Source organism: Nordella sp. HKS 07 (assembly GCF_011046735.1).
Lineage (GTDB): Bacteria > Pseudomonadota > Alphaproteobacteria > Rhizobiales > Aestuariivirgaceae > Taklimakanibacter.
This window is the reverse complement of sequence record NZ_CP049258.1, coordinates 6,632,845-6,649,650: the sequence shown is the minus strand read 5'-3', so window position 1 is coordinate 6,649,650 and position 16,806 is coordinate 6,632,845. Positions and strand designations below refer to the sequence as shown.

Here is a 16,806-nt window from a genome sequence, read left to right as displayed (position 1 = left end):
ATGAGCATGCAGGCAAGCCAGAGCACGACCATGCAGAAGGCGAAGCGTTCCAACATGAGGCCCTCCTTATGACCAAGGCGACCGGAGAAGCCGAGAACCGCGAAATAAATGGACTTCCTCCGATCCATCCTGGCTATGCCCGGCGTCCCCGTCACAGTTGAACGTTGAATTGCGTGATCGATGACTTGTCGTTAAGCCCCCTCGTGAAGCCTCACGCCGGCGCAATCCAGTTCCTGACGATCCCCACTTTCCGTCTCGCCTGAACTTTGCATTCGTGTCGAATCCGGCCCGCGCCCAGTATGACGTAGTTGGGGATCAAGGACGCCGTCACTAATTAGCCTTCTAATATGGGCTATCCGCTGGTACCGCTCACCTTCAAACTCAGCGAGAGTTAGCCCAGAGGACTTGTAGGTTTGGTAGAGTTGTTCTGCACCTTTCCGGGCATCCCACCTCGGCTGAAATTTGGGCATGTCACGCCGGATCTTCTCAAAACTAACCCGATAGGAACGTTTATCGGGTCCGGCACCGGGTGCGAACTCAATATCGCAATGGGGAACGACCTTGGAAACGATCTCGGCAAGCTCGGAAATTCGATAATTATGAGCGGTTTGTCCTACATTGTAGGCCTGGTTGCATACAATATCCTCGGGAGCCGAAAGTGCTGCGATGAAGGCGCGCGATATGTCTTCGATGTGAACTATCGGCCTCCACGGCGTGCCGTCAGATTTGAGATGTATTTTCCCGGTCGTAAACGCCCATGCGACGAGATTGTTGAGAACGATGTCGAAGCGCAGGCGCGGCGAAACGCCATAAGCCGTCGCCGGGCGCAAATAGACAGGGCAGAAGCCATTCCCGGCCAAGGCGGAAATGTCCCGCTCGGATGCGACCTTCGACATGCCATAGGGTGTCAGAGGATTGAGTGGTGCGTCCTCGTCAATAAGAGCGTCGGACGAGCATCCATAATTGCTACAGGACGAGGCATAGAGGAAGCGAGGAACCCGCGCTGACCTGGAAGCCTCCGCCAGCCGCACGCTGGCAAGGTGATTTATGTCGTCTGTCAGCTCGGGGTCGAGATCTCCCAACGGATCATTTGACAGCGCCGCCAAATGGATCACCGCGTCAAAACCCGAGAGGTCGGCCTTCCGTACCTCACGAATGTCTTTGAAAATGCGTGGGATTGGAGTGATCGCGCCACCGGGAGTATAAGTGCAACGACTAAACAAATCGCTGTCAAAGCCGACAACTTCATGCCCTTCGTTCAGCAACATCGGAGTCAGTACGGTTCCGATATAACCCAAATGTCCTGTCATCAAAACACGCACGGCCGTCCTCCAATCGCTCGATCAGGTGATCAAATTTTATAGCAAGAGAGGTAACATTGGAACTAGTCAATGAGAGGCAAGGCAGTTCTGCGTCATATAGACCAAAAGGCGTAGTTCAATCCTCCCAATGCACCGGTTATCAAACCGCCCTCAAGGTAATATTGTTCCATCATGGAGACCGGCGAGGTGCTTCGATGAAGTATGCAATAATCGCGCTGTTGTCTGTTTTACTCTTCGCATCCGGCTCGGCTGAGGCATCCTCAGCTACGGTATCTACGGTATCCAAGCCAACCAGGATAAGCCGGGGCGCGCCAGCTCCGATTGCTGGTGTCGGGTTACCGTACATAGCCTTAGCTGGGGTATATTGGGTATTTCGACGTCGCAGACGATTGGCAGCTGAGGCAGAGGAGAACGCCCGCGAAAAGGCGTAGGAAGACTTGTCAGTCCTTATATGCGCAGGCGTATCAACCACACCTTAAGAGGCGACGCGACGTCGTTATCGCGGGTTACGCTGAATCGTAACCGATTTTTTGTCGGTTTGTGGCTCGTCGGCTTCATCAATGGAAGCCTGGTTTATCTTGTTACGGGTCTTCGCGAGAATTCAGCCCTCTACAACGTCCTTAACACGTTTGAAATCAGTGCAATAGTTTGGGTTAGTATTGCTGTTGGCTGCGCTTACTTGTTCAAGCAGTCGGAATCCAAAAATTCGCGACGAGATGTAGGTCTTGCAATTGCGATTAGTTTCGCATTTCTCATTCCGATCACAGCGCTCAGCTGGGTCGCCGTCTCCGTGCTGTCGGCTTACCTGATAGTTACGTCCCCCGGAGATTCATACGCCAAACGCGGAGCATGGATACTGTTTACTGTGACTGTACCAATGTTCTGGAGCCGCGTTATCTTCTCAGTTCTTAGCGAGCATATTCTGCAGTTTGATGCAATCCTAGTTTCCAACCTACTGGATACTGAACGAGCTGGAAATGCCGTCGCATTTGCTGATGGCTCGGGCTATTTGTGGATAGCACCGGGCTGTTCCTCGCTGATGAATGTGTCGCTTGCCGTTCTTTGTGGAACAGTGTTTAGCCAAATGTGGCCACGGAAGAGGCCTTTACAGAGTATTTCGTTGGTTGCTTTCGCTGCCGCAGCCGTCGTCATGATCAACGCGGTGCGACTTGCCCTCATAGGAACTTATCCTCAGTATTTCGAGACTTTACACGGCTCGGTCGGAGCAACGGTAACAGACTTGCTAACACTGATTGCACTTGTCAGCATTTGTTCGTTCGGAGTGCGAAATGAGCTCAAGGCAAAGTAGTGGCACTCTTTTCGCAATGCTGTTGCTGTTGCTATCGAGCCTTATGATGAAGATTCCAATCATCGCGAGCAACTCCCAGTGGGATATCAATGAAGTTACGCGCCGTATAGAGATATTCCTACAAGGGAACGGCTTTCGAACGGTGCACGCGGCGTCCGACGAAGATATGTTTATAATTTCAGCGGCTGCTGGCGACTGTGAACTCTCTATCGCATCGCTCTCACTACAAGGGTGGCATCGCCATGTCATACGCAATTTGACTCCGATTGATTATAGCCTTCGCTTTCTGTTCGATGGAAAGCTCTACCTGGAACAACCTCTGCTACTCACTCGAAGCTACGACTACTGGAGCCGGCTTTCAGGTTTCATAAGTGAAGGTAACCGTTCACACCGTCTTTATGGCATTGTCGCTTCATCAGAATGTTCGCTGGACAAGATCAACTGGCATGATCTCAGCAATCGATATGCGGCTGGGCTTTTACCAATTTCCTAGCCGGCACTGAGAACTGGTGATGTGCTGCCACAATACATTACGGTGAATGACAGCGCCGGAACTTCATGTGATCCAAGTCTATGTTGAGGAGAGATAGAATGAAACTCCAGAGACAAATTCCGCAAAGCCCCTTGCGTAACGGCGATATTGTCGAAGTGCGATCCGCATCTGAGATTGTCGGCACGCTTGACGTGCTTGGGACAGTCGATGGTATGCCGTTTATGCCCGAAATGGCATCTTATGTGGGACAACGCTTCAGAGTAAGTCGCCGTGTCGAGAAGATTTGCGATACCATCGCCGCGACTGGCAGTCGTCGTATGCGCGACACTCTCTATCTCGAAGATCTTCGATGCAACGGATCGCAGCACGGCGGCTGTCAAGCCGGCTGTCGAATATACTGGAAGGAAGAATGGCTTCGGAGGGTTGACGGCTTTGATAAACCCAGTGGCACCCGGGGAAACCCGGAAAAGCTGCAGACAATCGCAGAGAGGGGCACGCGGCCAGGGGAGAAACAGGGCGATACTCAAATCTGGCGCTGCCAGGCCACGGAGGCGTTCAGGGCTTCGGAACCCTTGAAGACCTCCGACTTACGTCAGTATTGGCGAGAGATGACAAATGGCAATTTTAATCCAGTTCGTCTGACGGGCATTTTGATCAGAGGCCTGTTTATGGAGCTTGCCAGCCGTTTCGGATGGCTCAGGCCGACGCCCTTTCGAGGACCGGGGAAACAACAAGGAAGTTCCTGCGACCTTGAACAAGTAAGACCTGGCGACTTGGTGCGAGTTCGCACTCCCGCGGAAATCGCGGCTACATTGGATGGAGAGGGACTCAACCGCGGGCTTTCCTTCGATCGGGAGATGTTGCCTTTTTGCGGCAGGGTTTTGCGTGTGAAAGACAAGGTTCGCCGGATCATCGACGACAAAACGGGCCGAATGCTGACAATTCCGAAGGATTGCGTCATTCTTGAAGGTGCTGTTTGCTCGGGAGAGCGAAGCGTCGGCCGCTGGCTTTGTCCGCGTGAGATACACGCATACTGGCGTGAATCCTGGCTTCAGAAGGCAGAGAAAGCCGATTGAGCTTTGTGAACGATCTGATGCTTAGCGGTTGAAAGAGAACTGCGCCCCGTTCGGATGACTTCCTTTATGAGAAATCGTCTCAGTGCGGACCTGAACCGTCGCAATTGGGGCGCCGGTGGATCAGTTTCCGCAACCAGGCTAGACAGATCACGGTAAAGTCCCAAAGGTGTCGATCTAAGTCGCTCGCCATGAATGGGGTTCAATCGGCGACGGATCGCCTTTGGATCCAATATAGGTTTGTAGGATCGCGTGCGATTTGCGAGGGGAGCCGCAAGATGAATGATGGGAGCCAGAAGTGCCAGTTCAGCGCAGAGCAGCCAATCGGATCTCTCACAAGGACCGTGCCGGCGCGTATGTAACAAAATGTCCCGGCGGTAGGTTCCATAAACCGGGTCATATTTTCCATCACCAGCGTGGAAAAACCAAAGCATACGCTCGAACCGACATGCAGCATCCCTTGATGTGGGAAACTCTCCTTGATAGTTTTCCCGCCGTTTCGATCCTTCGGATGTGTGAATGGTGAATCCCGTGGTGACGCCGACGGCGTCGGAGCGAGCTCGAAGCGCTCCGATGCATGCTGTGATGCAACCCGGTTCCATCCAATCGTCGTGGCTGATCCAGCGAAAGAATTGCCCCCGGGCCAGGAGCAGTACGCGATTCATGTTTTCCAGAATTCCAATGTCGGCGTCATTGAAATGCAGTTTGAGGCGTGAATCGTCTTGTGCCAATCGCTTCAGAATATCGCGTGTCGCATCCGAGGATGCATTGTCGCTAACGATAATTTCGTAGTCGGCAAAGTCCTGGGACAGGATGGAGTGTATGCACCGCTCGATCGAGTCCTGACCATTCCGAACTGGCAGTCCGATTGACAGTACTGGCGCGTCCTTGCGCTCCGAGGGGTCGTCGCATTGAATGCAATTGCCAAATGCCGGCATCATCTCTTAGGCCCTCGAGGTTGCTTTCAATGACCTGAAAATGTCGAGATAAGTCGCCTTCTGATCCAATATGATCAAGAGCACAAAGGCGTAAATGAACGCCATTGCGCCGCCGCAAGCCGCCAGTCGTAGAAACACCGAGTGAAAGGGCGCAATGTATGGGACGGCCAAATACACCAGCATAGCCGAAGAAAGGCTTGCGAGCCCTGGCCGGCACAATGCAGCGAACAGGTCGGCCGGCGGAATGAAAGTTTTGTGACAACACCACAGGATATGGGGCACGACCCACAGAGCCATCGCGGTCGAGAATGCAAACGCGACACCCGCAGGACCATATGGAAGACCCATGAGACAAGCGACAAGAACGAGAGGAGCTATCGCGAGGGCGAGCTTTAGACTGCGGACCTGTAAACCAATCGATTGCAGGAACCAGCCGGTAGGATTGATGATCCCGAATACCAGAATCGTGGGGGCCAGAAGACGGAACAGCAGCACCGCATCATTCCACTTTGCTCCGAGCACGAAAAGGATAATATCGTTCGCGAACAAGAGGCAGAATATGGTAATCGGCATCGTCAGCGCATTTATCAATGAATACCCTTTGAGAAAGTACGCTCGAAACCGGGCGGGATCGGTCTGAAGGCGAGATAATGCGGCGAACGCAACGCCGCCAAGCGCCGAGTTGATTGACGATGTTGGGATGTCGATGAGCTGAAATGCTCTGCCATACAGTCCTAAGGCATCGGCCCCCCAAAAGCGACCTAGAAGAGCCTTATCGAGATTGTAGCCGAGATAGATGATTAGGTTGTTCATCGTAATCGTACCACCAAATCGCAACAGCCTGCCAGTCTCGACCGAAGTTCTTGGCTTGAATGGTGTCCATCCGGCGGTTGCCCATAGGCATGCGGTCGTGGTGACACGAACGGCCAGTGTCGCACCTACCAACGCCCAATAGCCGAGACCAGCAAGCGCCATGCCTATTCCAATCGCGACGGCCCCCACCTGCGCGATCGTTTCAATTACGGCCAATGAAACATAACGAAGGTCACGTTGGAGGAGCGCAAGATGCTGAACGCCCGCACTGCTGATGATAAATCCACTAGCCAAGGCCGCCGTAATCCAGAGCAATCGTGGCTCCTCATAGAATGCCGCAAGACAGGGCGCACTCGCCAGGCACAGTAAGCTTAGCAGCGCTCCCACGACAAGATTGATCCAGAACAATGTGGAGACCTCTTCTGCGCTAATCGAGGCTTGTTGAACGGTCGCAGCGGACAATCCAGCGGTCGAAAACAGTTCAAATATGCCGGTTACAACCGTAACCATGGCGACCAGGCCAAAGTCCTGAGGGGCAAGCAGGCGCGCCATGATCGCCAGAAAGACAAGGCGAATGAGGAGGGCAATTGACTGTCCAAGCAGCTTTGCGATGCTGCCGCGGATCACCTTTGTCTTTAATTCGTCCAGCGCAGCCTCCTGAAAGCGTCGCATCCTCCAGCTTCTTCGGTCGCTTGCCGGTCAGCTTCCACAAGTGTCGATGCTTGATGCAGTGAAGGAAAGTGCTCAGCAATGGATGAATGCCTACGCAATTATGCGGCGGGCTAAGCCTTTTGGAGGATACCGCCCTCCCAACGAACGATGGAATCGAACCGCAAAGTTACGCGACATCAACTCCCTCAGATCCTAGTCTTTGGATCTGGCTGTTGTCGGAGATGATGGATCAACTGCCGCCGGCTATGCAGGCGACGTCTTGGAGGGTATGCCGATGAGGGCGGAGACACTACCCGGTTCAACAGCTGTATCGGAGAATCCGCGCTCTGCGCGCTGCCGCATCTGTGGCGCAAGTCTTCAAACAACCGTCGTCAATCTGGGAATGTCGCCGCTCTGCGAGAGCTTCCTAAAGGCTGACCAATTGAACCAAATGGAGCCGTATTTTCCGCTGCACGTTCTCGTATGCGACAGGTGTTTCCTCGTACAACTTCAAGAGTACGTCAGTCCGGAGTCAATATTCAGCGAGTATGCCTATTTCTCATCATACTCGACCTCTTGGGTAGAGCACGCACGGGCATACTGTTGCATGATCCAGGAGCGACTGGGCCTCAACTCGAAGAGTCAGGTCGTCGAGCTTGCAAGCAACGATGGTTATCTGCTTCAGCACTTCCTGCCTCTCAATATTCCAGTCCTTGGCATCGAACCCGCCGCCAACGTTGCTAAAGTGGCTTCCGCCAAGGGAATTTCAACAATAGTGGATTTCTTTGGCCTGACGCTCGCAAGACGTCTCGTTGACGAAGGGCGGTCTGCAGACCTCGTGGTTGCCAATAATGTGCTGGCTCAAGTGCCCGACCTCAACGACTTCATAGCGGGCGTTGCTCATCTGCTTGCACCCGACGGTGCTGTGACAATCGAAGTCCCGCATCTTGCACGGCTCCTTGAGGAAACCCAGTTCGATACGATCTATCATGAACATTTTTCGTACTTCTCGTTAATCACGCTCGTCCACTTGGCGAAACAGCATGGATTGCGCGTGTTTGATGTTGAGCGACTGTCTACGCATGGCGGATCGATCCGTGTCTATTTGACGCGTGTCAGTTCGCGACACGAGACGAGTCCTTCGGTGGACGCGCTGCTTTCGTACGAAAGACGTATGGAATTGGGCAAGGTCGCAACGTATTCCGCTTTCGCGCCGCGAGTCCAGCAGCTCAAGCGTGATCTCCTGTCGCTGCTGATCGGGTGCAAAAATGAAGGAGCTAGAATCTGCGGGTACGGCGCGCCAGGCAAAGGAAACACGCTGCTAAACTACTGCGGTATCGGAACGGAGTTCATTGAATTCACGGTCGACCGAAATCCCTACAAACATGGGCGCTATACACCGGGTATGCACATTCCCATTCGGCCGATCGCAGCTATCGATACGGCGCGCCCGGACTATCTCATTATTTTGCCATGGAACTTGCGGGCTGAGATCATTAGGCAAATGCGACATGTGGGAAGTTGGGGCTGCAAATTCATATTGCCGATACCCCGTCCGCGCATTGTGGACCCAGGAGCGCTGTCATGAAGGTGGTGTTGTTCTGTGGTGGACTTGGAACCCGAATTCGCGACTATTCAGAAAACGTACCCAAACCGCTGGTGCCGATCGGCCATCATCCGATCCTTTGGCATGTGATGCAGTACTACAGTCATCACGGGCACCGCGACTTTGTCCTCTGTCTTGGATACAAGGCGAATGCGATTAAGGGATACTTTCGAAACGCCCAGCATTCCATGTACAGCGACTGTCTTATCTCGGATTTTGGAAGGAGCGTTAAGGTCATCGGGGAGACGCCGCCAGACTGGCAAATATCGCTCATCGATACCGGGGTTTGGCGAAATATCGGTGAACGCCTCGTTGCCGTGAAGGATCATGTGAAGAACGAGGAGTACTTTTTGGCGAATTACAGCGATGGACTAACTGATGTTCCTTTGGACGAAATGTTCCATGCTTTCAGAAAGAGCGGAAAAGTCGGCTGCTTCCTGGCGGTGCGCCCGCCGTTCAATTTTCATCTTGCGGAGTTTGATGAGCAGGGCGCGGTTTCGCGGTTTCGCACCAGCCAACAATGTGACATCTGGATCAATGGCGGATTCTTCATTCTGCGAAACGATATCTTCGACTACATTCAGGAAGGCGAGGAGCTTGTCGTCGAGCCATTCAATCGGCTGATAAAAAGCAATCAGCTCATGGCGTATCGCTATGAGGGATTTTGGCGAGCGATGGACAACCTGAAGGATAGGCAGATACTCGAGGAGCTTGTGGAACGCGGGGAGATGCCGTGGCAGCCGGCGGCCCGGAAGTTGATGATAGCGGAGTAGGTCGTGCTCCAGCTGCATCTTCCAGCTCCTGGGACCCAGCTTTCCTTGCTTTGTCTTGGCGCTCACTCGGACGATATTGAGATCGGGATTGGCGCCACCGTTCTTGGCCTTATTGCACAAGGGATAAATCTCAAGGTCTATTGGTGCGTTTTGAGCGGATCTGAGCGCCGTGCCGTCGAGGCCGAAGCGTCGGCAAAGGAGTTGTTGCTGCCGCTAGATGGCGCGACCGTAGAGATACTCCAGTTTCGCGATGGCCATTTCCCGGAGTCCGGAATCGAGCTGAAGGCCTGGTTCGAGTCAATCAAGGTGAAGGTGAACCCTGATCTGATCTTCACGCACCGCCGCGACGATGCTCACCAGGATCATCGAGAAGTTTGCAGGTTAACTTGGAATACCTTCCGCGATCACTGCATACTTGAATACGAGATTCCCAAATGGGATGGAGATATAGGTCAGCCAAACTTGTACGTCCCAGCGACTCGTCAAACCCTTGAGCAGAAAATCGATCTGCTGCTCAAACATTTTGGCAGCCAAAGATCGAAGCACTGGTTTGATGCGGAAACCTTCCGAGCATTGGCGCGGCTTCGCGGGTTAGAGTGCCGGGCGCCTGAAGGTTACGCGGAAGCATTTTTCGCGCGCAAACTTGTCTTGGCCTGAATGATGAAAAGAATCAGCACAAACTTCAAGTGGAGGCGCCGCGCGCTTCTCTCGGCGTTGACTGGGATGGGCGTCGTGTTGCTCGGTGTCGGCCCGCGGTCGGGATTGACGAATGACGCCAGTACGCCACCGTGGGGAAAATTGACTCAAGTCGACGGCGGCGTTGACTATTACCAGAGGTTTGCCAATCCGCTACCCGTGGGCCCGACGTTTTTCCCGATCGGAGTTTGGTTTGAGAGTGTTGTTGATTCCCTATCGGCGGTAAACAAGGATGTGGGTGTCAATATTTTTGTGGTCGTCACGGCGGATAGCCGTTTAGAGATAATCAAGAATAGCGGCATGTTCGCCATTCTTCAGCAGTCGGAGTTCGCTGGCAATGAATCCGCGCTTGCCAACTCGAGCGTAGTGGGATGGGAACTCCATGACGAGATCGACATGCAAGTTGACATATCGGAGGTTGATGCCCGACTGCAGAACATTCGTGGCCGTCTGCCTGAGGATGGCCGATTGAGATATAATAATTATGGGAAAGGGGTCGTATTCTGGCTGAACGATGATGATGCCGCTCGCCTGGTCAACAGTTATCAGGACATCGTGTCTGCGGATACCTATTGGTTCACAGATCCGGATATAGCGGGAGCTTGGCAGGGGGGAAAGCTGCTTAATAATGGTCGACCGCTGACAGAAAGCCAAACACGCCGAGCGGCGAATTACGGGTACACAGTCGATCGGCTGCGAGGGCTTGATGACATGGATGGAACGCGACGTCCGGTCTGGTCATTTGTTGAACTGGGGTGGCCGTCCGACGTCGAGCCGGAGAAGGGCGGTCGGGCTATTAAACCCGCGGAGATGAACGCCGCCGTCTGGCACAGTATAATCGCCGGCGCGCGCGGGATTATATATTTCAACCATAGCTTTGGCGGGCCATATCTTTCGCAGCACCTATTGCGTGATCCGAACTACCTGGACATCAGAGCTGCGGTAAGAGACACGAATGCCCGGATTGCTCAACTAGCGCCCGTTCTAAACGCGCCATTTGTACTCGACTATGCGAAATGCGATGCTGGCATTCGATCGATGGCGAAGTACTATGACGGTCGGTACTACATCTTTAGCGGGAATACCGAGAATGAGACTCGTGAAGCATCATGCACAGTCGCAGGCCCGGCAAACGGCGTCGCGAAGCTCATAGGTGAAGATCGCTCGGTGCAGATCGTCAATGGAACTTTCACAGACAAATTTGAAGACGGCAATACTATTCATATTTACCAAATCGAGCCATAAATCCGTCGTTTGGTTTGAGCCTGTCATCCTTTGGCAATATGTAGTCCACGCCGTGGAGCGTGAATATTTGCTTCAGTTGCGCCGATACTCCGGTGAAACTGATCGTACCATTGCGCGCCGCGAGGCTCTTGCGCACCATTAACAAGAAGCCCAGAAATCGGGCATCAATTTGCTGTGTATCCCGCAAGTCGACGATCAAGTGACGACTCTTGGAAATGGCTTCGCGGAAATGAACCTTGGCTCTTGCTACGCTTTCAGCGGTTGCATCGCCTGAAAGATGAACAACCGCTGATGTGTCTGGTATCATAAAACTCGTTTGCAAGTCGAAAGGAGCCACCCGCGTGCGGATAGTTTGTAGCAGCGCGAGAGGGATCACTTTAGTCAGGAACAGCCTGAGCAGCATCAAACCGTCATAGAGGTACCGTCGCCAAAGATGCGGTTCTTCTTTGATGCGCCATAGCCACTCAAGACCCAAACGACGGAATAGTACAGGTGCGCGTCTGACGGCACATGCTTGAAAGTTTAGCGTGGCTCCAAAATGGGAGCGAACAGGTATGCTTATGCGCATGTGATTACGATATAGCCATTCTTGCCCCTTTTTGGCACCAAGCGACACAAGGAGTAAGTCGGCCTGGCTTGCGTTGATCTGCAATATAGTAGCTTCACAACTCATCGCTTCTACGGAGATGAAGCCCGGATTTATATGCCCTACACACTTAAGCCGCGTCGACTCGAGGTTGAGTCTTATCGCAGCCTGCGCGGCAATATCCTCACCGCCACCAAAGAAGAACACCTTAAGTGGCCGAGTCTTTGGCTTGAATTTTTTAATCGCCTCAAAAATATCCGACCCGGATACCCTGAAACGGATTGGAAGCTTCAACAGACGGGCGATCCAGATAATTGGAGCACCATCAGCGGTGCATAAATCACTCGAAAGCAAGGTCTCTCTGAATTCTGGACTTTTGCGGCTGGTAGCAATGAAATTAACATTTGGCGTCGAGAGAAAATAAGGACGTCTGAGGCGTGCGGCGCTATCTAGTGCATTCAGGACCTCATCCATGCCGATGGCGTCGATGGGAATACCAAGGATGGCATAGACTTCTCTATCTAGATCATCTCGCGGCGATTGGCTTAAGATCCGGACGTGGTCGTAAAGTGGTAGCTGGCGGATCATACGTCGCCTGGCGCGAACCACAGCAAATGGATATCCACAGCAATCGGCCTACCAACCTGTTCCATGGATAACAACTCCGATCGTCTTGATTAAGATCGATGTATCAACGATCAACGACATCGTGCTCGCGTATTTGGTGTCGAAATAGGCTCTGCTGACAAATGAGCTTTCATTGCGCGCACTGATCTGCCAAAGCCCCGTAAGTCCGGGGCGCAAAGCGAAATATGCGCTCCCAGGGTATATTGACTGCTGCTCAGGCAACATGGGACGCGGACCCACTAGGCTCATATCGCCAATGAGGACGTTCCATAATTGCGGCAACTCGTCAGCTGAGGTGCGGCGGAGAATTCGACCCAAGCGAGTAATGCGGGGGTCTGATTTAAGTTTCTGGGTCGTATTCCACTCGTCTCGAGCGGCGGGACTCGCTGCCAAAATTTCTTCAAGCCGCTGATCTGCGCCGGAGACCATTGTTCGCAGCTTCCAGAACGTGAAGAGCCGTCCGTTGCGGCCCACGCGTTCTTGGTGGAAGAAGGGCTCTTCGCCGTCAAATCGAATTAGAATTGCGAGCAACGCGACGAGCGGTAGCGTTATCGGTGCGCTCACAAGGACGATAAAAATATCTATCACGCGCTTGAGGATCAAATAGGATCGTCGAATCTGCCGAGATCCTGCATCACTCTCACTTGATGAGAACTCTGAAAAAAAATGTAGTGAGGTATCCTTGGGGGGTGAGGTATCCGTGGGGAGAGAAGCCATGATGAGGCACCGCCCAGTAAGTTGCCTTTGGAAGATTGAACGGCAAATGCCCGAAAGTTGCAGCCTAGCCATTTGGGAAAACGGTTCACCCGAAAGGAGTAGAATAGTGAACGTTTGGAGGGGCTGACTCCCAATGTATGAAGTAGGTGTGAAAGTCCGCCTCTGGCGCTGAGGTGGCTCGCCCTACATTGCGCGTCCGAGGGTTGCTCGCGGGCTGAGCCGATCCTCATGACGGGAGGACGAACTGTGGTGGATAGTAGGGATCGGGAAGGATTTTCGGAATCTGTCGCGAAGCTGAGGGACGCCATTGCGATTTGCGATGCGGGTCGAGACGGAGAGGTTCACACCTCCGGTGATGTCATTGCCGCGGCTATTGGCATGCGCCGGTTTATCCAACGGATCGCCATGCCGCCGAGATCACCTGCATCGAGTGTGACGGAACCGGGATCTAGACCTATCTTCCGCCGGAGAACAAGCAGACCAGGTGTGTGACGTGCAAGGGCACAGGGAAGGCGCTGATCTCGATTTGATCCAAAGCGGACAGGAAAAAAGATGGGGTCCTCCCTCCAGCCCTAACCGCGCAGACCAGCCTAAGAAGATAGGCACGGCTGACAAAGTGGTACAATACCCTGATGTAATATTCCATGCGGCGTGCTTGTTCGCCTTCGGACGCGGAATGACGCCGTGGCTGATCAGGTATCGTTCGGCCTGGTGGAAATAAAGCGCTCGCTCATCGAGCTCATCGAACCGCGATAATCGATTTGGGAAGGCCGAAAACAAGTTCTCTTAGGATTTGCGAAGAAGGGAAATAGTCCCCTGTGAACTATCTCCAACTTATTGATTGATTTGATTGATCATTGAGGCTGTGGATTTCGATTTTGCAGGGAACTGGCGGCTTGGCGCCCCAGGATACGCGCCGGGTGATCGTCGACACGACGGTCGAGCCGAAGAACGTGATGTTCCCGACCGATGCCAAGCTGCTGCAGCGGGCGCGCGAGAAGTTGGTGCGGCTGGCCCGGAAGGTGGGCCTCGAGCTGCGCCAGAGCTATACAAGAGTGGGCAAGCTGGCGCTGATCAAGCATCAGCGCTACGCCCACGCCAAGCAGTTCAAGCGGGCCGGCAAGGCGCTGCGCAAGCTCAAGACCTATCTGGGGCGCACCATTCGCGACATTGGCCGGCAGATTGCTGGCGAGGACGAGCTCCAGAACATCTTCCGCAGGCCGCTTCACCTGGCCAACCGGGTTATCGAGCAGCGGCAGAACCAGCGCGGGAAGAAGGTCTACAGCCTGCATGCCCCTGAAGTGGAATGCATCGGCAAGGGCAAGGCGCATCAGCCCTACGAGTTCGGCGTCAAGGTGTCGGTCGCCACCACGCTCAAGCGATCGAGGGGCGGCCAGTTCGCTCTGCATGCCAAGGCGCTGCCCGGCAATCCCTATGACGGCCACACCCTGGCCGAGATCATTCCTGAAATGGAGAAGAGCATCGGCAATGGCATCGAGCGCCTTCTCGCCGATGCCGGATACCGGGGCCACAATGCGCCGCTCTCCCACAGGTTCAGAGTCTTCACGTCAGGCCAGAAGCGCCGGATGACGCCCTCAATCAAGCGCGAGATGAAGCGGCGTGCCGCCGTCGAACCGGTCATCGGCCACATCAAGAACGAACATCGCATGGGCCGTAACTATCTCGCCGGAACACGAGGCGACGCCATCAGCGCCATCCTCGCCGCCGCCGGCTACAACTTCAGCCTCCTGCTCAACTGGCTGAGGATGATTGTGCGCCTGTTCGTGATCTTGCTTATCGGCACAAACAGGCCGCTCCCAACCTAAAAAGCAGGTTGTTAACGGTCGACTATCTCGCAATCGGAGTAAGCTAAGCTGTCCGCTCGGCAGCGGACATCTCCCACAGGTCCTGGGAGGGAAGCCCCGTCGATAAGATACCGACCCGGGCGGGGCTTTGTCATTGGCGAATTGGTCCCACAGCGTTGTGATCTGTTTACGCCGCCTACGGACTCCCGCTAGGCTGGTGGTGTCCGCCCCGCCAAACCCCCCAGAGGGGCCGACACCCGAACCTGACCCCGCCCTTGGCCCTCACGCTAAGGCGGGGTTTTCCATCCACCAAGGTCGCATATTCGTCCGCCGCGATTCGAGAGTACGCTGAGCCGTCCGCCTCGCAAGGCGACGCAAGGCGGACTACTCTCCCCCTGCGAGGGAAGCCCCACTCCGCCGGGCGGGGCTTTTTCATTAGTGCGAGCTGGCGTTGTGATCTTCTTAAACAATCAAATTGCGCGCACTTTATGCTGCGTGCGGATTCCCGCTAGGGTGATGGTGTCTGCCTCGCCATGCCCCCGGAGGGGCCGACAACCCCGCCCTGGCCGCCCTAGCCTTGGCGGGGTTATTTAGCACCCGACGGCCCGCACCCTCACCGTCACGCCGCCAATTGCGGACCGATATTGCCCACCCTCGACGAGCTTACACCCGGGGACAGCAAAGGTTGACTATGCGCCTAGCCTGACGAGGCCGGTTAAGTGAACAATGGGGTGTGATAATTCCGCCCGGCGCGCCCGCCAGAACTGTTTTCAGGAGCCCTCTATGCTCTACACCCCCTCGCGGGCGTTTCGCGTTTCTGGCGACCGCTCCGCGTCGAACCTATCGGAGTATTGGCATCCGCCTTGATGCGACCGGCCAGGAGCTCGTTGTATTCATCCTGGCTCGGGCGGGCGAAAGCTTTATGGGTCATTTCGCGGTTCTCCGATTGGCGTGGGGGTAGTTCACAGCCATCCAAGTGTCAGCGGCGTCAAGGCTGTGGAATTCTACCTCCGCGAGGCACTGGGTGCCTCTCCAGAGCGAAAGGCAAACTATTGTGTTGCCTTCGTGCTCGCGGATGGTGTCAACCTTGTAGGCTAGGCCGGTGGCGTAGATGGTCATTTTCGCAGCTCCAGCACCTCAAGCTAGTGCGTCCGCTCTGCGGCGTGACAGCGGCATTCGACCACCAAACTAACTATAGGGCAATATATCGTCCGATATCGAGAGCGCCTCGAAACTAGCAAACAGCATCAACTATTCCGGCCAGCGCCTCGTCACATTCCCTGCCTACCATCAGTGGTATGTCGCATCCTCCTGCGCTTGCTTCCAAAGCTGGGAGGCGCGATCGCGCAGGGCGACCGCGAGTTCCGCGAGCAGCTCAACCCGTTTCACTCTAGCGCCCGGCGCGCCCGCCAGATCATCACCGCAACGCGGTACGCCGCTAGCACCCCTCGGACCCCGGCTCGGCGTCTTTTCAGAAGGCCGCAAAAATAGCGCCTATGACGATGAGAAGACACAGGGTGAACATGAAGATGTCCTTTATCTTCAGGTTCGCGAGCCAGCCCTGGCCGTCCTCGGACTCGCCAAGCTAGCCTAAGCCCGTCCAGAAGCGCACAGGGGGAGGAAGGAACCGACAGTGAAGCCAGTGAGTGCCGCGGGACGCGACCTCTTGCTGCTTCTCAACAGGGGACGAGCGCCGCGCGACTATCCGTGCCCCCTATCAGTCCGTCCCGAGGTGGGCGGGGCACGGCCACTTTCTCTTGAGAGCCCTCAAAGCAACGGAAGCAGCTGAGCTTGCTTCTGGTTGTACCCTCAACTCCTTCAAGACAACTTTTCGGAGCTTCTCCACCTTAGCTTTTGGAGGGAGGCAGATCGCCATTTTTTGCGTGGCAATCATCGAAGCCTCATTTGCTGTATCAACAACTGCGGCAAGATAGGACGCACAGCGAGGGCTTGACCGACTGCACTCGGTATAAAGCTTGTCGCCATTCCACATGCTCTTCGCTGCAGCGGCTGGTGCCAGCGTCAGACACACGGGCACCCCAAAAGCGGCGACTGTCCTAACCCACGACATTGAGATGCCCCCGTGCGACAGAGTTCCACCGAAGGAGCATCGACGCAAACGCATAGCCTTTTGGCGCAAACGCACAGAGAG

14 protein-coding genes and 1 pseudogene are annotated in these 16,806 nt (G+C 54.6%); 8 read left to right on the top strand and 7 right to left on the bottom strand.

Annotation, left to right across the window (positions count from 1 at the left end; all coding sequences use genetic code 11):
• Window positions 1-191: 191 nt before the first annotated feature.
• Window positions 192-1,322: an NAD(P)-dependent oxidoreductase gene (locus G5V57_RS31505; protein ID WP_165172813.1), complete on the bottom strand. Its 1,131-nt coding sequence runs from the start codon at window positions 1,320-1,322 to the stop codon at window positions 192-194.
• 451 nt (window positions 1,323-1,773) lie between these two features.
• Here G5V57_RS31505 and G5V57_RS31500 point away from each other — a divergent pair, with 451 nt between their 5' ends.
• From G5V57_RS31500 to G5V57_RS31490, 3 genes are all read left to right on the top strand, one after another.
• On the top strand, window positions 1,774-2,631 hold the full coding sequence (locus G5V57_RS31500; protein ID WP_165172811.1) for an archaeosortase/exosortase family protein: 858 nt from the start codon (window positions 1,774-1,776) through the stop codon (window positions 2,629-2,631).
• Entirely contained in the window at window positions 2,612-3,124 is a 513-nt protein-coding gene (locus G5V57_RS31495; RefSeq protein WP_165172809.1) for a hypothetical protein, read from the top strand. Before G5V57_RS31500 ends, G5V57_RS31495 begins: the two co-directional genes overlap by 20 nt.
• Window positions 3,125-3,222: 98 nt before the next feature.
• Window positions 3,223-4,200 (top strand): hypothetical protein, encoded by a 978-nt coding sequence (locus G5V57_RS31490; RefSeq protein WP_165172807.1) that lies wholly within the window; start codon window positions 3,223-3,225, stop codon window positions 4,198-4,200.
• Here G5V57_RS31490 and G5V57_RS31485 read toward each other — a convergent pair.
• Together G5V57_RS31485 and G5V57_RS31480 are read right to left on the bottom strand one after the other, a co-directional pair.
• Complete coding sequence (locus G5V57_RS31485; RefSeq protein ID WP_165172805.1) at window positions 4,176-5,138, bottom strand: glycosyltransferase family A protein; 963 nt, start codon at window positions 5,136-5,138, stop codon at window positions 4,176-4,178. The two genes, G5V57_RS31490 and G5V57_RS31485, sit on opposite strands and share 25 nt — an antisense overlap.
• A 3-nt stretch (window positions 5,139-5,141) precedes the next feature.
• Window positions 5,142-6,620 carry a lipopolysaccharide biosynthesis protein gene (locus G5V57_RS31480; RefSeq protein WP_165172803.1) on the bottom strand — a complete coding sequence of 493 codons (1,479 nt, stop codon included), beginning with the start codon at window positions 6,618-6,620 and terminating at the stop codon, window positions 5,142-5,144.
• Between the two features lie 274 nt (window positions 6,621-6,894).
• Here G5V57_RS31480 and G5V57_RS31475 point away from each other — a divergent pair, with 274 nt between their 5' ends.
• The 4 genes from G5V57_RS31475 to G5V57_RS31460 are packed head-to-tail and all read left to right on the top strand — an operon-like array spanning window position 6,895 to window position 10,919.
• Window positions 6,895-8,187 carry a class I SAM-dependent methyltransferase gene (locus tag G5V57_RS31475; protein ID WP_165172801.1) on the top strand — a complete coding sequence of 431 codons (1,293 nt, stop codon included), beginning with the start codon at window positions 6,895-6,897 and terminating at the stop codon, window positions 8,185-8,187.
• The gene (locus G5V57_RS31470; RefSeq protein WP_165172799.1) at window positions 8,184-8,978 is read left to right on the top strand and encodes a sugar phosphate nucleotidyltransferase; all 795 of its coding nucleotides are present in this window, start codon (window positions 8,184-8,186) and stop codon (window positions 8,976-8,978) included. The genes G5V57_RS31475 and G5V57_RS31470 overlap by 4 nt, the downstream gene beginning before the upstream one ends.
• A 3-nt stretch (window positions 8,979-8,981) precedes the next feature.
• The gene (locus G5V57_RS31465) at window positions 8,982-9,635 is read left to right on the top strand and encodes a PIG-L deacetylase family protein (RefSeq protein WP_246737438.1); all 654 of its coding nucleotides are present in this window, start codon (window positions 8,982-8,984) and stop codon (window positions 9,633-9,635) included.
• Window positions 9,636-10,919, top strand: coding sequence for a hypothetical protein (locus tag G5V57_RS31460; protein WP_165172798.1), 1,284 nt, complete (start codon window positions 9,636-9,638; stop codon window positions 10,917-10,919).
• Here G5V57_RS31460 and G5V57_RS31455 read toward each other — a convergent pair.
• Together G5V57_RS31455 and G5V57_RS31450 are read right to left on the bottom strand one after the other, a co-directional pair.
• Entirely contained in the window at window positions 10,891-12,093 is a 1,203-nt protein-coding gene (locus G5V57_RS31455; protein ID WP_165172797.1) for a WecB/TagA/CpsF family glycosyltransferase, read from the bottom strand. The genes G5V57_RS31460 and G5V57_RS31455 overlap by 29 nt on opposite strands.
• 48 nt (window positions 12,094-12,141) lie before the next feature.
• Window positions 12,142-12,849 carry a sugar transferase gene (locus G5V57_RS31450; RefSeq protein ID WP_246737437.1) on the bottom strand — a complete coding sequence of 236 codons (708 nt, stop codon included), beginning with the start codon at window positions 12,847-12,849 and terminating at the stop codon, window positions 12,142-12,144.
• A gap of 869 nt (window positions 12,850-13,718) precedes the next feature.
• Between G5V57_RS31450 and G5V57_RS31445 the strand changes: the two are divergent.
• Window positions 13,719-14,675, top strand: a pseudogene (locus G5V57_RS31445) (IS5 family transposase); the annotation flags it as partial.
• Between the two features lie 906 nt (window positions 14,676-15,581).
• Here the strand turns inward: G5V57_RS31445 and G5V57_RS31440 are convergent.
• Window positions 15,582-15,773, bottom strand: a complete 192-nt coding sequence (locus G5V57_RS31440) for a hypothetical protein (RefSeq protein ID WP_165172795.1) — start codon at window positions 15,771-15,773, stop codon at window positions 15,582-15,584.
• A gap of 598 nt (window positions 15,774-16,371) precedes the next feature.
• Window positions 16,372-16,647 (bottom strand): Rap1a/Tai family immunity protein, encoded by a 276-nt coding sequence (locus tag G5V57_RS35480; RefSeq protein ID WP_165172794.1) that lies wholly within the window; start codon window positions 16,645-16,647, stop codon window positions 16,372-16,374.
• Window positions 16,648-16,806: the final 159 nt, after the last annotated feature.

Coding starts and splice junctions, on each gene's coding strand:
- G5V57_RS31500 (WP_165172811.1), top strand. CDS start 1,774: ATGCGCAGGCGTATCAACCACACCTTAAGAGGCGACGCGACGTCGTTA.
- G5V57_RS31450 (WP_246737437.1), bottom strand. CDS start 12,849: ATGGCTTCTCTCCCCACGGATACCTCACCCCCCAAGGATACCTCACTA.
- G5V57_RS31485 (WP_165172805.1), bottom strand. CDS start 5,138: ATGATGCCGGCATTTGGCAATTGCATTCAATGCGACGACCCCTCGGAG.
- G5V57_RS31460 (WP_165172798.1), top strand. CDS start 9,636: ATGATGAAAAGAATCAGCACAAACTTCAAGTGGAGGCGCCGCGCGCTT.
- G5V57_RS31470 (WP_165172799.1), top strand. CDS start 8,184: ATGAAGGTGGTGTTGTTCTGTGGTGGACTTGGAACCCGAATTCGCGAC.
- G5V57_RS31440 (WP_165172795.1), bottom strand. CDS start 15,773: ATGACCATCTACGCCACCGGCCTAGCCTACAAGGTTGACACCATCCGC.
- G5V57_RS35480 (WP_165172794.1), bottom strand. CDS start 16,647: ATGTGGAATGGCGACAAGCTTTATACCGAGTGCAGTCGGTCAAGCCCT.
- G5V57_RS31495 (WP_165172809.1), top strand. CDS start 2,612: ATGAGCTCAAGGCAAAGTAGTGGCACTCTTTTCGCAATGCTGTTGCTG.
- G5V57_RS31455 (WP_165172797.1), bottom strand. CDS start 12,093: ATGATCCGCCAGCTACCACTTTACGACCACGTCCGGATCTTAAGCCAA.
- G5V57_RS31490 (WP_165172807.1), top strand. CDS start 3,223: ATGAAACTCCAGAGACAAATTCCGCAAAGCCCCTTGCGTAACGGCGAT.
- G5V57_RS31480 (WP_165172803.1), bottom strand. CDS start 6,620: ATGCGACGCTTTCAGGAGGCTGCGCTGGACGAATTAAAGACAAAGGTG.
- G5V57_RS31475 (WP_165172801.1), top strand. CDS start 6,895: ATGAGGGCGGAGACACTACCCGGTTCAACAGCTGTATCGGAGAATCCG.